Source organism: Bacillus sp. LK2, from assembly GCF_001043575.1.
GTDB classification, from domain to species: Bacteria; Bacillota; Bacilli; order Bacillales; family Bacillaceae_G; genus Bacillus_A; species Bacillus_A paramycoides.
Window position 1 is genome coordinate 13401 of record NZ_LDUK01000017.1, and the last position, 16000, is coordinate 29400.

14 protein-coding genes and 1 pseudogene are annotated in these 16000 nt (G+C 35.9%); 2 read left to right on the forward strand and 13 right to left on the reverse strand.

All coding sequences use genetic code 11. The features are described from left to right. From VK90_RS12215 to VK90_RS12225, 4 genes and pseudogenes are all read right to left on the reverse strand, one after another. Positions 1-678 (reverse strand): response regulator transcription factor, encoded by a 678-nt coding sequence (locus VK90_RS12215; RefSeq protein WP_082147897.1) that lies wholly within the window; start codon positions 676-678, stop codon positions 1-3. A 438-nt stretch (positions 679-1116) separates the two neighbouring features. Next, positions 1117-1224, reverse strand: a pseudogene (locus tag VK90_RS28515) (DUF2179 domain-containing protein); the annotation flags it as partial. A gap of 387 nt (positions 1225-1611) precedes the next feature. Next, positions 1612-1881: a 2TM domain-containing protein gene (locus tag VK90_RS12220; RefSeq protein WP_048373060.1), complete on the reverse strand. Its 270-nt coding sequence runs from the start codon at positions 1879-1881 to the stop codon at positions 1612-1614. 216 nt (positions 1882-2097) lie between these two features. Continuing rightward, positions 2098-2739, reverse strand: coding sequence for an ATP F0F1 synthase subunit alpha (locus VK90_RS12225; protein ID WP_048373062.1), 642 nt, complete (start codon positions 2737-2739; stop codon positions 2098-2100). A gap of 448 nt (positions 2740-3187) precedes the next feature. Between VK90_RS12225 and VK90_RS12230 the strand changes: the two genes are divergently transcribed. Continuing rightward, complete coding sequence (locus VK90_RS12230) at positions 3188-3601, forward strand: hypothetical protein (RefSeq protein WP_048373066.1); 414 nt, start codon at positions 3188-3190, stop codon at positions 3599-3601. A gap of 585 nt (positions 3602-4186) precedes the next feature. Here VK90_RS12230 and VK90_RS12235 read toward each other — a convergent pair. The 9 genes from VK90_RS12235 to VK90_RS12275 form a co-directional block, all read right to left on the reverse strand. Next, on the reverse strand, positions 4187-4564 hold the full coding sequence (locus VK90_RS12235) for an enoyl-CoA hydratase (RefSeq protein WP_048373068.1): 378 nt from the start codon (positions 4562-4564) through the stop codon (positions 4187-4189). 130 nt (positions 4565-4694) lie between these two features. Further along, positions 4695-5942: a DUF1015 domain-containing protein gene (locus tag VK90_RS12240; protein WP_048373070.1), complete on the reverse strand. Its 1248-nt coding sequence runs from the start codon at positions 5940-5942 to the stop codon at positions 4695-4697. Between the two features lie 13 nt (positions 5943-5955). Beyond that, a complete protein-coding gene (locus VK90_RS12245; RefSeq protein WP_048373072.1) occupies positions 5956-7128 on the reverse strand; it encodes a phosphoglycerate dehydrogenase in 1173 nt (390 codons plus the stop codon). 12 nt (positions 7129-7140) lie between these two features. Then, positions 7141-8223 carry a 3-phosphoserine/phosphohydroxythreonine transaminase gene (gene serC / locus VK90_RS12250; RefSeq protein WP_048373074.1) on the reverse strand — a complete coding sequence of 361 codons (1083 nt, stop codon included), beginning with the start codon at positions 8221-8223 and terminating at the stop codon, positions 7141-7143. Positions 8224-8432: 209 nt separating this feature from the next. After that, positions 8433-8624, reverse strand: a complete 192-nt coding sequence (locus VK90_RS12255; RefSeq protein WP_002172636.1) for a DUF378 domain-containing protein — start codon at positions 8622-8624, stop codon at positions 8433-8435. 89 nt (positions 8625-8713) lie between these two features. Further along, on the reverse strand, positions 8714-9781 hold the full coding sequence (locus VK90_RS12260) for a glycoside hydrolase family 113 (protein ID WP_048373076.1): 1068 nt from the start codon (positions 9779-9781) through the stop codon (positions 8714-8716). A gap of 137 nt (positions 9782-9918) precedes the next feature. Further along, on the reverse strand, positions 9919-12309 hold the full coding sequence (locus VK90_RS12265; RefSeq protein WP_048373077.1) for a penicillin acylase family protein: 2391 nt from the start codon (positions 12307-12309) through the stop codon (positions 9919-9921). An 80-nt stretch (positions 12310-12389) separates the two neighbouring features. Next, positions 12390-13241: a DnaD domain-containing protein gene (locus tag VK90_RS12270; protein ID WP_197088209.1), complete on the reverse strand. Its 852-nt coding sequence runs from the start codon at positions 13239-13241 to the stop codon at positions 12390-12392. A 392-nt stretch (positions 13242-13633) separates the two neighbouring features. Further along, positions 13634-14215, reverse strand: a complete 582-nt coding sequence (locus VK90_RS12275; protein WP_025148632.1) for a TetR/AcrR family transcriptional regulator — start codon at positions 14213-14215, stop codon at positions 13634-13636. Positions 14216-14439: 224 nt separating this feature from the next. On the opposite strand from VK90_RS12275, the gene VK90_RS12280 reads away from it, so the two are divergent. After that, a complete protein-coding gene (locus VK90_RS12280) occupies positions 14440-15672 on the forward strand; it encodes an MFS transporter (RefSeq protein ID WP_048373081.1) in 1233 nt (410 codons plus the stop codon). The last annotated feature ends 328 nt before the right edge of the window (positions 15673-16000 follow it).

Genomic DNA, 16000 nt, shown 5'->3' on the forward strand with positions numbered 1-16000 from the left:
TTATTTCAACTCCAACTTATAGCCGAGTCCACGCACTGTTGTAATTTGAAAATCATCAGTTCGTTTTGAGAAACGATCTCTAAGTCGTTTCACATGAACGTCAACTGTCCGTTCATCCCCTTCAAAGTCCATTCCCCACACTAACTCAATTAATTCTTCTCTCGAAAATGTTCTTCCAGGATAACTAGCAAGTTGCGATAATAATTCGAATTCCTTTAATGGCAGCAAAATCGTCTGACCGTTACACTTCACTTCAAACCCTTTTCGATCAATTGTCGTTCCGTGCAATGTAATAATGTCGGCACTAAGCATTTGATAACGACGCAATAAAGCTTTCATACGGAAAATTACTTCAGCTGGCTCAAATGGTTTTACAATATAATCGTCAGTACCAGAAATGAATCCTTTTTCTTTATCAACTAACTGATCTTTTGCAGTTAATAAAATAACAGGTATATCATGATATTTTCGAATTTCTTCGCATAACGTATAGCCATCAATAAACGGCATCATAATATCCACTATCGCAAGGTGAATATTTTCTTTCTCTAATATGGACTGTGCTACCTTTCCATCTTCAGCCTCAAAAACTTTAATCCCCTCTTTTTGTACATGGTAATGTAATAACTCTCTAATATGTTTGTCATCATCAGCTAATAAAATATGTATCATCTTCATTAAACCCTCTCTTGTTCATCCTTCTACATTCTTACATTAAGAAAGAATTGGACTTTTTGCAAGAAAAAGAAAAACAAAATGCTATGACACGGTTGTTTGGAATACAGTTGGATTAGTATGGTAATGTAGCTTTGGAATAAAGATTGATAAATACTACCCAACAAGCAAACATTTTACGATAAAGTAAAACTTTAATCAGAGGGGGGCATCCCCCTCTGATTATTAGCCCACAACAATCGGGCTTTTACGGGCAGTTAATCTCCTACCTAACTTCCTCGCATGTGCCGAATTTCGAGGTGGGAGTCTTACTGCCCGCAAATAGCGGGATAAATAAAAAGAATCTATTTTGAAAAAAGATTGATCAAAATAGATTCTCATACTTTCGCATTAAGATATATTTTTATAAACAAATTCTAACTCTTTTTAAGTAGCCTCTTATTAAGCCTTAGAAATATCAACAAATCCTTCCCCAAACACATCACGAACATCGTGTATAGCGATGAAAGCACTCGGATCAGTAGATTGAACAATCCGTTTTAACTTCATTTCACATACAATTCACGCTAAAAAATGAATATGAACACTCACTCGCACAAACTTCGAATAAAAAACAAATAGGCGAAGCCATAGAATAGACTTCGCATCAAGCATTTGATCACAGAGATTTATATGAAATTTTATACCTGCTTATACCTCAGTATTGATTACTATTTCAGTTTGTAGATTTCTATTACTATCATCACTAATTCCAACTGATATCCTCTTAATTGGCTTCTACCTTCCGTCTCCCCACACTTATTAATGTAGATTCAAAATAAAGTTTAATCAAAATGGATTCTTCTCCAGCAGATTTAAGTTTATTTTTTATAAACATGCTATGTTCTAAAAGATACTTGCTATTGTATTTTATATTCATAAATTCCAGAAATAGATTTACTTATCTTTCTCCATATATTCTTTAATCTTTCGTTCTTCCCACTCTTTTCCGAATATCCCAAATGGAAAAGTTGTCAAACCGTGTATAAGGAGACCGATCCCCCAACCTCCAAGTGGATATAAAAACCATAATTCACTTGAATCAGAGCTTACATTTATTAAAAAAAGCATCAAATTAACTAGTATATAGACCGTTAAATGAATGTAAAACGCTTTTAAATTCTCCATCCTTTTTTTAGCTCGTAAATAAATCTCATCTCGCTCCACCCTTAAACACCTCTTTCAATATTGTATTTTTTCACATTCACTCCAGTGTTAACATCATATTCTAATCGAAAATCCCTTATTCTCAAAAAAACACAAAACAAAAAAGTACCCATCAAATTGTCATACACATGATAATTTGATGGGTACTGCATGATACTTTAGTTTTTACATTTATTATTTGGAGTAAATTGCAAATAACGACTTATACTCGCCTTATTAAGACCAGATCCACACATCATCATTATTTTCAAAGTTGTTCTTTGCTTCATAAACTTTTTCGATATGATCAACTGTGTTCCAGTTAATAGAACTTCCGCCCCAACCTACATACTTCATATCAATTTTCACTTTCTCACCCATATTAAACACTTGTCCCTTTGTTAAGAAAACATCAATAATATCTTTCTTCCCATTTACCGATGGATACTCAACTACGACATATTTAGTAGAACCGACTCCCTCATCTTCCATCGTTCCTACTTTTGATACTTCTCCAATCACATAATCAGGAGAACCGTCTTCTTTCATGTGCATACCTAACTTGTTTGTTGTATTTTCAACTGTAGTCGCAACCATATATTCTGTAAAATTACGCATCATAGATCCAGTAGCTTTTACTTCGTCTCCTACTTTCACATTTGAAAGCGAATCAATATACACGCTAACAGGTTCCTCATATTGCTTAGATTTCACAACAATCACACCATTATCCACTTCTACTACTCGTCCTTCTAACGTAGAGAAATTCGATTCAATAGAAGCAGCACTCGCTTTTGTTATTTCCAATCCTGGTAAATTCGTTCCTGATAATGCTACGCTACCTAAAGCACCAGCTAAGATTATTTTTTTCATACCCATTGTGTAACATCTCCATTCATGATGATTTATTTGTTTGATTGGATACGACAAACCTGTAACTATTATAGTTACAGGTCAGAAAAATAACAACTACCTTTCCTATGCAATCTTGCATATCACAATTCTTAAGTATAAGGATAGATTCTCATTTGTTTCAATTAATCTTAAGTGCTAAGGGACAACTGCTTATCAATAATCTATCTGCATAGACATGCAATTTTTTCTAAAATAAAAGGGCCCTATAAAGAGAGGCCCTTTTAAGAACAATTAGTGGTTTTTTGTCGAAAATTATTTTTAGAAAATTCAAAATTAAAGAAGGTTTTACAAAATATTACATAGAATTATTCATCTATCGTAATTTGACAGGTAACTTTTTATTACGATTTGTTTAATTCTGTCTAATTCATGTAGGCAAACAAATAAAAAAACAAAAAAGGAGAGATAAGAATTGAAAAGAAAAATTAGTACAACTGTTGTGGGTCTATCAGTATTTGGTTTTGGTATTTTTGGTGTGAACATTGGGGATGGCGGAGTTGTTAAGGCTGCACATGGCGATACTCCTGCTCCTAAATTAGAGTCTGTTGGTGACTACGGCAGAGCGCCTGTTTATGATCACGGAAGACCTCCTATTTCATCATACAATAAAGGCGATACTTGGGCTCCTGCTTACACTAATACTCATGGAGAGGGTTGGGTTCCTAAATTAGAAGCAGATGGCAATACAGGTGGGGCTCCAAAACAAGAAGGTCATGAACATTTCCCCGCTTCTAAATTAGATTCACATGGTGATTCATGGGCTCCTGCTTTCAATAAAGGGGATACTCCTGCTCCTAAATCGGAAGCTCATGGTGATACTATATAACACAAAAACCCTAGATTTCCGCTAGGGTTTTCTCATTTTTATCTATGATACATCTCAAACAAACTTTCTCAACTTTTATTCCAGCAATGTACATGTGGCATCATATTTATAGGATTCTACAGTGGAGTGGTGCCCCTGCATACGCTGAACATGGTACAGGTATCTAATTTACCCAAAAAGGAAACTACTACGGTTTTAAATTATCCGTATTTCTTTTAAAAGAAAACCATTTCACGCGACAAAACGTATGTATACGTATGATTTACAATGTGATACACTGTACCCGAGAGAAATCTCCAATACATATGTGGTTTTCAAGTCTAAAAAATACACCTATTAACTAGGTGTATTTTTGTTTCCAACGCTTTTCTTTCTTCTCAGTCTCTTCATGACTTCCCATTTTTCAGTGGTATATATACTTTTGGGTTATAGTCATGCAACATGCGAAACGGATTATTCTTCCAAAAATTATGTAAAGGTGTTGATAACCCATTTGCAAGATGTAACATTCATGAAGCAAACTCCTTTCAAAGTTTCTCCCATCGAATTATTACATCTTTTTCATTTGATCCCTCAGCCTAATGCTTAAAGAATTATTCCTGAAAAACTTCCCTTTAACACTTCTTTTTCAAGTTGGTTCATACATGTAAACGCCGCAGTAATTTTTGTACGATTTTTTTCATCTGGTTCAAACTGTTCAATCATTATGTCACAACGAATCGTATCACCGCTAAAAACAGGACGTAAAAATTCAAAATCCATTTTACGAGCCAATACATTATAATCACCACCAACTTTTGTAGGCAGTGTTGATGTTAAAAGACCTTGTACAACAAATCGCCCTTGTTCATCTGGTGTAACATGATGAATTCCCTCATCCTTAGATACCTCCGTAAATAAGACAACATCCTCTTTTGTAAAAGTTCGCTCAAAGGTAATTTTTTCGCCTACTTGTAATGCCATCAATCTTCCTCCTCAAAAATATTCTCGAATACACAGTTAACTAAAATAATGTTTCATTTGGTAAATAAGAAAACCCGAAATTCAAAATCATTTCGGGTTTTAAAAACTACAGAAGTCTATTTTTCTATATTTACTTTAACGAATGAATAAACAACCCACTGCGAAGTTTCGGTTCAAACCACGTTGATTTCGGTGGCATAACTTCTCCGGCATCTGCAATCGCTAATAAATCTTCCATTGATGTCGGATATAATGCGAATGCTACTGTATAATCACCGCTATTAACGAGACGCTCTAGTTCTTCTAACCCGCGTATTCCACCGACGAAATCAATGCGTGAATCCGAGCGTGGATCATGTATTTCAAGTACTTGACTTAATAAATGATCTTGTAAAATAGATACATCTAAACGTCTAACAAGATCATTCGCATCAAATGTTTCCTCTTTCACAGTGAGCTTATACCATTTCTCGTTTACATACATTCCAAATGATTTTGACTCATTTGGTTTATATGGAGAAACAGTTGCTTCTTCCACATAAAAATATTGCGCAATTTGCTTTAAAAATTGTTCTACTGATAAACCATTTAAATCTTTCACAACACGATTATAATCCCAAATAGATAGTTCATCATGAGGGAATAAAACAGATAAGAAGAAATTAAATTCCTCTTCCCCTGTATAATTCTGATATTGTTCTCTTCGCATTAGCCCAACTTTTGCCGCTGACGCCGAGCGATGATGCCCATCCGCAATATAAAGATTAGGAATCTCTTCAAATGCTGCTATTAATTTCGCAATCGCATCTTCATCTACAATCTTCCATGCTACATGCTCGACTCCGTCTTCTGCCGTAAATTTATAAATTGGTGCATGTTCCTCTTTCCAACTTGCAATAAATTGCGTCACTTCTTCTTTTGTACGATACGTTAAGAAGATAGGACCCGTATTTGCGTCACACACATCTACGTGGCGAATACGATCTTGTTCTTTTTCATGGCGTGTTCGCTCATGTTTTTTAATTGTATCATCCTCATACTCATCAATTGATGTACAAACAACAAGCCCAGACTGTGTTCTACCTTGCATCGTAAGTTGATAAATATACAGTGCTGGCTCCTCATCTTGAATGAATACTTCTTCTCGTATAAAGCGTTGTAAATTCTCGCTCGCTTTTTCATATACACTACTATCATACGGTGAAATCTCCGGGTCTAAATCAATTTCTGCTTTATCAACGTGTAAAAAAGAATATGGATTTCCCTTTACAACTTCTCTCGCTTCTTCACTATTTAATACATCGTAAGGTAAAGCTGCAACTTGCACTGCTTTTTCTTCTACTGGACGGATGGCCCGAAACGGTCGGATTTTTGCCAAGTTTATCTCTCCTTTACACAATCATTCGAACGGCTACAACACCTGTAATTTTTCTTATATTCTCAACAATGTTTTCTTTTATTATATCATCAATTCCATTATCAATATCAATCATTGTGTATGCCCATGAATGCTTACTACGATTAATCATATCAGCAATATTAATATGATGTTCTGCTAAGCACCCTGTAATTTGCCCTACCATGTTCGGAACATTTTCATGCATAATCGTAATTCTTTTCTTTCCAATGTACGGAAGTTCTACGTTTGGATAATTTACTGAATTACGAATATTACCTGTCTCTAAATATTCACGTAATTGGCGTGCAGCCATTACCGCACAATTTTCTTCAGACTCAGACGTAGATGCACCAAGATGAGGAGTCGCTATTACATTTTTCATCTTTATAACATTTTCATTTGGGAAATCCGTTACGTATTGTTTAATAATCTCTTCATCTAGCGCTTTTCGAAGAGCTGTTTCATCAACTAGTTCTCCTCTTGAGAAATTGAATAAACGCATCCCTTTTTTCATTGTTTCTATAGCGTGTTCACCAATAATCCCCTTCGTTTGATTCGTAAGAGGAATATGTAATGTAATATAATCACATGTTGCAAAAATTTCATCTAAGCTAAATGCTCTCTGCACTTGCGTAGAAAGGCGCCATGCTGTTTCAACTGATATATATGGATCATATCCGACAACGTCCATACCTAAAGATAACGCATCATTTGCAACGAGGGCACCAATTGCACCAAGGCCGATAACCCCTAAACGTTTCCCTGCAATCTCTGATCCAACGAATTGTTTTTTCCCAGCTTCAACAAGTTGTGGTACTTCTTCCCCGTCTAATCCTTTCGTCCAGCTCACTCCATTTATAATATTACGTGAAGACATAATAAGACTTGCGATAATAAGTTCCTTTACTGCATTCGCATTAGCTCCTGGCGTGTTAAACACTACAATTCCCTTTTCCGTACAACGCTCTACAGGAATATTATTTACACCTGCACCAGCTCTTGCAATCGCCTTTAAATCTGCTGAAAACTCCTCTTGATGTAAAGAATAACTGCGAAGTAACATACCATCTGGGTGCGCTACTTCGTCTCCTATTTCATAGCGATTTCCATCAAAAATTTGCAAACCCTTTTCCGCAATTTGATTTAACGTTTGAACACGAAACATATCCCCATCTCCCTATCTATTCTCAAGCTCAAATTCCTTCATATAATCTACTAATTTTTGTACACCTTCAATTGGCATTGCATTGTAAATACTAGCACGCATACCTCCGACTGATCGGTGGCCTTTCAACGTAACAAGTCCATGACCTTTTGCTCTTTGTAAAAACTGTTCATTAAGCTCTTCTGACGGTGTTGTAAATGGAATATTCATAAGTGATCGATACGTAGGATCAACAGGTGAAGTGAATAATTGGGATTCATCTAAAAAACTATAAAGAAGTGACGCTTTCTTTCTATTTTGTTCTTCAATCGCAGATACCCCGCCTTGTTCTTTCAACCACTCTAGTACAAGTTTCGTTACGTAAATACTAAAGGATGGCGGCGTATTATATAAGGAGTTATTTTTACTGTAAGTTTCATAGTTTAACATCGTAGGACAAGAGCTATTTGCACGGCCAATCAAGTCTCTTTTTATAATTGCAATCGTTAAACCAGCTGGCCCTAAATTCTTTTGCGCACCCGCATATATAAGGCCAAATTTCGTAACATCATATTGCTCTGATAAAATATTTGAGGACATATCCGCAACGAGCGGAATCATTTCTACATGCGGTAACTCCACATACTTTGTCCCTTCAATTGTATTATTCGTTGTAATATGTACATAATCTAGTTCTAAATCATTATTTAAAACATCTATTGTAGGAATGGCTGAAAACTTCTCTTTTTCAGAAGAAGCAATTATTTGCACTTCCCCTACTTTCTCTGCCTCTTGCAGTGCCTTTTTAGACCATGAGCCTGTCAGTACGTACCCAGCTCTTTTATACGTACTCATTAAATTTAACGGTATCATAGAGAACTGTAATGACGCACCACCTTGTAAAAATAAAACTTCATAATCATCAGGTATGTTCATTAATTCACGAAGCAAACTACTCGCTTCATCAATAATACTTTGAAAATAAGAAGATCGATGACTCATTTCCATAATAGACATGCCTGTCCCGTTATAATTTACAAGCTCCTTTTGCACCTTCTCTAAAACTGGCAAAGGGAGTATAGATGGTCCTGCTGAAAAATTATACACTCTCTCCATCACCCGGATAACCTCCCTAATTATATTTTTTATTAATTTTAAACTTTCTGAATTATAACCCATATACAATATACGGTCAATTTGTTTTCCATTATTACGGCGTAAGACGCAATGGAATCGCTTGCAGTTACATTGCATTTTTTATAAACATACAAAAAAGTGTTAAGTACATAATCGTACTTAACACTCTAGTAATAAAAGTATAATAGCTACTCGTTCATAAAGAACCGATCAAAAATTTGATAAATAGCTGAAAGACCAAAGAGCCAATAAATGGTATCCACAAGCGCCGGCATAGAACCAAACCACTTCTCAACTACGTTATAATCTAACGCTACAAATAACCAATTCAAACCGCCAAGAATCACCAATATAACTGTAAGGTAAGACAAAAATTTCATTATGATTGCCCCCTAGGTGATAAGATGGTGAAAGGCCTTTCACTAAAAATATATGTAGTAGACTTAAAATCTTGCCTATTTTTTAAAAATTATTTTCTATACCAACCGTTAATAACTGCATCTGCTTCTTTACTATGTATTTGATAAGAATGACTACTGTCATTAGAGCCAATAAACCAAATTGAAAAACCTTTAAAATATGGCTTCGGTTCTAATACCTCTCGGTAAGCACGCCATCCGTTAAGTTGTACATCTTTTGAAAATACATTCGTAACATCTGGATTCCACGGATTTTGCAGTCCAAGTTCACGTGCCGGAACGTTAAATCCACCAAAATAAACTGGCTTTCCTGTTGTTTTATGTAATTGTTCAAGTTGCTGAACGACGTTTTGGCCACGATTATATACTGTCGTCGCAAATAAACTTTGTTTCACTTCTTCGTATGATGGATTTCTTTTTCCTGAAACTTCAAACCAACTATCAATACTTACAATGTCCACCTTTTTTAAATACGGACGATTGATCTTTCCGATAAACTTCGCTTCATAAGATGGATCCCAACTTGCAGTTAACCACCAGTTCATCTGATACAAAACATTTCCTTTATACTGCTGGCGAACAAAATCGATTGTATCATTCCAGTACCCTTCTGCGTATTCCATATTGACGAAATTAGAAGCGATCTTTAACCCGTAAATATTGTATTTACTTGTAATTGAATTAAAAATATCTTGTAAAACAACCGTTTTCCAATTCCAGAAGAAATCGTTAATATTACTCGGGTTCCACTCCGTTTCTCCAATATTTCCTTGCTGAATATATGGGAACGGTTCCACTATAACTTGTATATTACGCTTTAATAATTCTTGAATTAAAATAATAGCTTGTTTCTTTTGTGCCTGATTGATTACCATATTAGCAGAATTCACATTCGGAATATCAACTTGAATAGGTACATTCACAGTATTTAAATTTAAGCGCTCCACATCTTCTAACACTTTCGCTACATTTCCAACTTCCCACACCGTTACGTTTCCTGACTTAATTTTTCCGGATTGAACAGTATTTACATCTGCCTGTACATTTCCTTGAAAACTAAAAGAAAACAGCATAATTAACACTCCTAAAACACTTATTAAACTCTTACTTTTCTTCATAAGCTTCCCCCTATAATTTTTGGCTTTCTTGATTATTTTATACAAATTTTCACATATATTCCAGAAGAAAAACAATTCAAAAAAAGAGCGGTTCTCCCGCTCCTTTACAAACCATTCCAACTCAAAATATCCACACATTATTTAGGGACTAAATTTAACAATTTTCCTTCAATCCCATCTGTATTAAGTGTAGTTGTATGATACTCTCCATTCACCCAGTCATCTATTTGATCATGATACCAATCACTTCTAAAATGTCCTGATTGTCCCGGCCCCACTATATGATAACCATTTGACATATCTTTCGTATCAATGACGAATCTCCAAGAAGCCCCATGATAGACAATACCGTTCTCTCCGTAACTCGCTGCTTGAACCGTAACTTGACTTCCTCCAATCGGAACTGGTTTCTCACGATTAAATGCGAGTAATGCTAATATGCTAGATGATCTCGAAACTGGATGTGTAAAAGCCAGTTGATGGTAATCGCCCCACTTCCACTCCGCTACATTCGATCCATACTCCTTCTGTAATTTCTTCATTACATTTGCGTACGATGTATGCACAACTTCTGTGAAGCCTCCGTACTTCGTAAACCAAGCGCTATTTTCACCGTTTACTTGCTTACGAATTAATTCATCGACAACTTGTTGTTTCCCTTCAAATAACTCCATCACATCTTTCGGTATTTCTTTTGAAAATAACGTATTAGAAATCTCTTTCATTAACAAATGAAAAATTAATGGGGCTGCTTCATCTTTACTATCGTAAAAATTCCACTTCGCTAACTCTTTCACCCCTTCTTTCTCTACTTCAGTTAAAGCTGTTTTATTTAACTCCTTTAAAAATATTGGGGCAAACTCTTTCCCGTATAAATTTTTTTGATCCATCTGTAATTCTTCTAAATCTTTCACCGTATACTTATCCTTCTCTTGCAAAAACTCTTGAATACGCATTTGCCGATATGGCTGTGCCCACGTATTACTAATATGGTACGGGTAATTATCATCAACAATTTTATTGTTCGCAGTCGAAATAAACCCTTGTTTTGGATTGATTACTTTCGGAAGCTGGTCAAACGGGATATACCCTTCCCATTCATATTCATCTGTCCATCCAGGTACAGGTAGACTACCATCACCTTTTTTACGAATTGGTATATTTCCATTCGCTTTATACGCAATTGTTCCATCGTTTGATGCAAACAAAAAGTTTTGAGTCGGTGTGTGAAAATCTTGAAGGGCAGCTTCAAACTCATTCCAGTTTTTTGCTTTATTCATATTTAAAACTGCCTTTAATTCAGCTGAAGGTTCTAAAGCAGTCCATTTCAGAGCGAATACTGTTTTCGTCTTCTCCTTCCCCTTATCCGCAAATTCCGAAATAACTGGACCATGCCTCGTAATTGTAACGTTATAAGGAATTGTTTTTCCGTCCTTCACTTTAATAGATTCATCAACAACAGTAGCCTTTTCCCACTTATCGTTATACAAAAATTCATTTTCATTATTAGGATTTCGCTTTTCAATATATAAATCTTGTACATCTGGTCCTGTATTCGTAACGCCCCATGCAATTTCCTTATTATGCCCTAGCATAACACCAGGAACACCTGCGAAAATAACTCCACTCACATTTACATCTTTCATTTCTAACTCTGTTTGATACCAAATGGACGGTGTTGCGAGAGAAAGATGCGGGTCATCCGCTAAAATGGGCTTACCGGAAGCGCTCTTCTCACCACTCACAACCCAGTTATTACTCCCATTAAACTCTGGCGGAATAACCGTCTTTGAAAAACTTTGCGCTACATTCACATTTGTATTTTTTAGTTCAGCTAGTAATCTAGGTGCATCTTTCGGATATGTAGGAAATAGCTCATTTGCTTGCTCTTTCGGAAGATTTTTCAACGCCCAATATCGAAATGCTTGCCCGTGCCAATGCCCTCCTAAATCAAAGGCCATATACTTTCCAATCGTTAAAGAATCAACGATTGACCATTCAGCAGGTTCATAACCTAATAGAGTAAACTCAACTGGCAATTTCTTTTCCTCTTTTGCCTCACGTATAAAGGCATTCACCCCATCGGCAAATGACTGTAAAGCGTATTTCGCTTCCCCATCATATTGACTTACAGAAGCTTCTGCCGCTCGCCGTAAACCAAGTGTTCGAAACAACTTATCCCTATCAACAGCCGCTTCACCAACAACTTCACTTAACATCCCGGAAGCTTGTCTTCTACTTAAATCCATTTGAAACAAACGATCTTGCGCTTGTACATATCCTTGCGAAAAATATAAATCATGTGCATTTTCCGCTTTAATATGAGGTACCCCTTTACTATCTCGCTTCACCGCAACAGCATGTTGTAAATCCTCAAGTTTTATCGTTCCATCAATCTTCGGCATAGATCTCAGCGTATATACGTTCAAAAAAATCGCACCGCAAATAATCAACAAAAGAACGATACTACTAGACCAAATAAAAATCCTTTTTCCCCTATTTCGTTTCTTCTTTATGACGACTTCCATAAAACCCCTCCCCTCTCAAACTATTCGCTTCTATTACGGAAGAACCTTTAAGAAAAAGTAAGAAACCTTACTTGCTCCTGCTATGGATCATACAAACTGAATAATCCTCTCTTACGCACTACATCCTTTACTTCACTGAACTTTACACATCCTTCCCTATACCAATTCCTCAAGATCCCCTTTACATAAGCAAGTGTTCCCTTATTATTTTCAAACGCAATTTTTAGTGCCTCTAGTACTGTATCTCCTGAAATCCTTTGCATCCATTCCTTTAATTCCTTCACGATATATGGAGATAGGCTACTTATATTTTGTTCGTAAAACTTGTAAACTTCACTATGTGAAGTGGCCTCCTCTATTCTTTCTACCTCTTCCACATCTTCCTTCTCTTGAATAACTGCTTGTGAACTACTATTAACCTCTTCTTTTGGCATACCAAAATGCTGCAGTAATAATGGAATCTTGCATTCTTCTTCAAGACATTTACGTAAAAACATATGTATGAACTCTTTACTTTTCACCGCTTTCAGCTCACGTAATACACATTTCTCTACGTTCGTATTTAAAATAGGATTATAGCGTAGCCAATTTATAATGAATAACTCTTTCGTTTCCGCATTATACAAAATCTTCCCGTATTCAACAAACCGGTTCAATAGCTTCTCAACAGTCTCCATACTGTAACCAGTTTCTAACTCTGCTAAACGCTTCGGTAATATGTAAATACCACATTGCTTCGTTTTCGTACCAGTTAACAAATATATGTAAAAATAACGCTCTTCTGGCGTTAAATATAAGATGAATTCATCTTGCCAAAACTTCACCTGCATATTACGGTACACCGCCATATGTTTCCCTCCTCCCTTTATTAGTAAACAGGAAAATTCCAATCCTTCAATATAAATATAGGGATGAACAAACGGTTTTGGCATTCGAATTTCAATTTTTTTTACTACTACGACGACGGTTTATTTTTTTCCGCGCTTTTTTGTTCTTGTAGTTGTTTTTGTTTTGTTTTTTCTTAGTGATTTATTACTTGGTAGGTGCTTATGAGGGGCTTGGAAGGGGCTTATATAGTGTTGTTATTCCCATCTAATAATTCTAGATTAGATTGAAATGTAATCTCCTATCTGATTTCTAATTACATATGTCCCGAGCAATCTTCATACATTGCAGTCAACCATTATTATTCACCTGCTCATTTTTACCCGAAAGCAAAAAGCACTTATTGCCTTCATAGACAATTCAGTGCTTTAAAATTGAAAGTTTATAGATAATAGTGTCTATAATTGACACAGTCGATTGAAATACAATTCTAGTACATTTATTTGAGTAACGATAATAAGATAGATACCGAATTATCTACAACTGAACGTTCTGGACGAGATTTCATTAACACTGTTAATCCAATTAATGAAGTGACTAGCGTTTGTGCTAATGCTTTAGCATTCACATCACTTTGCAGTTCTCCAGACTGAATACCTTTAGCGATTAATTCTTGAAATATAACCGAAAGATACATTTGATGTTCTCTAGTCAACACTTCAAATTTTTCATTATGAGGAGCAAGCTCCACCATCGTATTAATACAAAAACAGCCTTTATTTGATTCTTTTTTATATTCCTCTTCCACCATATTTTCAAAAAATGTACGAATGGCCTCTTTTACAGATTGTTCTTTTTGAAGTTTTGTTCGAATACTAGTCGCGTGTAAATTCGTGTATCTCCGTAATGCAGCTTCAAACAAACCCTCTTTATCACCAAAGGCTGAATATAAACTCGGTTTTTGTATTCCCATTTTAGCAGTTAGATCACTTAATGAAGTAGCAGCGTATCCTTTTTCCCAAAAAAGTTGCATAGCAGCATCCAAAGCTTTTTCTTCATCAAATTCGCGTAGTCGAGCCATTTAACCTCTCCTCTTTCTTCAACTGTTTTCTAAATTATAAATCACCATTTTATGTACCAATCAGTATATTATATATCGTATTAAATTATAAATAATATGTCAAAAGAAACTGAAATCATTTTACAATTCACTTGACATATTAACTTCTCCCTGATTATATTTTACTTACGAAATAACATACCGTTCAGTACGTTATTTTTAAAAATACAAAAGGAGATGATGTTATGAATGCTAAAGGAAAAATGACAACTGCTCTTACTCAGAATAATGATCAGTTCCAATCACCTATCAATACAATCATGCCTCGCTATATAACTCTATTATTTTCAATAGCTTGCGGGATGGCTGTAGCGAATATATACTTCGCTCATCCTCTACTTGATTCTTTATCAAATGAGTTTAAAATTAACCATTCAACTATCGGTGTCGTTATTACGATTACTCAAGTTTGTTATGCACTCGGATTACTTTTATTAGTTCCACTTGGTGATTTGTTAAACACAAAGAGACTCATTATTGTTCAAATGCTTTTATCCGTTATCGCTTTAATTGTGGTCGGAGTCGCTCCTTCAAGTACCGTACTTTTTATAGGTATGGCCTTAGTCGGAATTCTTGCGACTGTTACACAGACACTCGTCGCATATGCATCCATTTTATCTAACCCAACAGAACGTGGGCGAATTGTAGGTTTCGTTACGAGTGGTGTCGTAATAGGAATTCTCCTTGCACGTACATTTGCCGGAACATTAACAGATCTAGCTGGATGGCGTTCCGTTTATCTTACCTCTGCTGTACTTATGCTCTTCGTAATTGGTTTGTTGTATCGTAATTTACCTAATCTTGAACATAAAAAAACAGCTATGACCTATCGTAATTTATTACGTTCCGTCCTCTTATTATTTGTAGAAGAAAGGATCTTACGTATTCGTGGAATATTAGCATTGCTCATTTTTACTTCCTTCAGTATTTTATGGACTTCATTAGTTTTACCTCTAAGTGCTTCACCATATAATCTATCACATACTGCTATCGGAGCATTTGGTCTTGCTGGAGTCGCTGGTGCATTAGCTGCCACTAAGGCCGGGCAACTTGCTGATCGCGGATTAGGAGAACGAACTACTGGCATAGCTTTAACTTTATTATTACTTTCATGGTTCCTAATTAAATCTATTAACCACTCTCTATTACTACTAGTTATCGGCGTTATCCTTTTAGATTTAGCTGTGCAAGCCGTACATGTCACGAACCAAAGTATACTTTTCACAGTGCGTCCTGAAGCAAGAAGTCGCCTCACTGCTAGTTACATGATTTTTTATTCTATCGGTAGTGCTACAGGTGCAATTCTTTCAACAATCATTTATGCAAGCTACGGATGGAACGGAGTATGTATATTAGGTGCATCCGTTAGTGCTTGTGCTCTATTATTTTGGGCAATGACCTTACGACGATCATCATAAATAAAAGAAGAATAATTCATTTGTGCGTTTTTTAACGAATTTACCAAAAGAATTCTCCTTCCTCAAGCGTGTGAAGGGCGCTAGCCCAACGGTAGGTGGGAGATGAATTTCGGTTTGGCATAGCCAAAAACTTTTGATAAACTAGCTATATGAAGTTCTTTGATAACTTGATATATGAGGTTGCAGGAAGAAAATAGAGTGCGAAAACCAAGCCATTCGGTTCCTGCGTAAAATATCAACCGTACTAAAAGAGCATCCAAGCGTTGGACATCTAGGGGTGGAACACTCCTAAGTAACGCTCAGGGAGATGCAAGGTTGCTTTCGTCGT

Excerpts from the sequence above, each read along its gene's own strand:
- VK90_RS12225 (WP_048373062.1), bottom strand. The coding sequence starts at position 2,739 with ATGGGTATGAAAAAAATAATCTTAGCTGGTGCTTTAGGTAGCGTAGCA.
- VK90_RS12235 (WP_048373068.1), bottom strand. The coding sequence starts at position 4,564 with ATGGCATTACAAGTAGGCGAAAAAATTACCTTTGAGCGAACTTTTACA.
- serC (WP_048373074.1), bottom strand. The coding sequence starts at position 8,223 with ATGGAGAGAGTGTATAATTTTTCAGCAGGACCATCTATACTCCCTTTG.
- VK90_RS12245 (WP_048373072.1), bottom strand. The coding sequence starts at position 7,128 with ATGTTTCGTGTTCAAACGTTAAATCAAATTGCGGAAAAGGGTTTGCAA.
- VK90_RS12215 (WP_082147897.1), bottom strand. The coding sequence starts at position 678 with ATGAAGATGATACATATTTTATTAGCTGATGATGACAAACATATTAGA.
- VK90_RS12260 (WP_048373076.1), bottom strand. The coding sequence starts at position 9,781 with ATGAAGAAAAGTAAGAGTTTAATAAGTGTTTTAGGAGTGTTAATTATG.
- VK90_RS12275 (WP_025148632.1), bottom strand. The coding sequence starts at position 14,215 with ATGGCTCGACTACGCGAATTTGATGAAGAAAAAGCTTTGGATGCTGCT.
- VK90_RS12270 (WP_197088209.1), bottom strand. The coding sequence starts at position 13,241 with ATGCCAAAACCGTTTGTTCATCCCTATATTTATATTGAAGGATTGGAA.
- VK90_RS12265 (WP_048373077.1), bottom strand. The coding sequence starts at position 12,309 with ATGGAAGTCGTCATAAAGAAGAAACGAAATAGGGGAAAAAGGATTTTT.
- VK90_RS12280 (WP_048373081.1), top strand. The coding sequence starts at position 14,440 with ATGAATGCTAAAGGAAAAATGACAACTGCTCTTACTCAGAATAATGAT.
- VK90_RS12255 (WP_002172636.1), bottom strand. The coding sequence starts at position 8,624 with ATGAAATTTTTGTCTTACCTTACAGTTATATTGGTGATTCTTGGCGGT.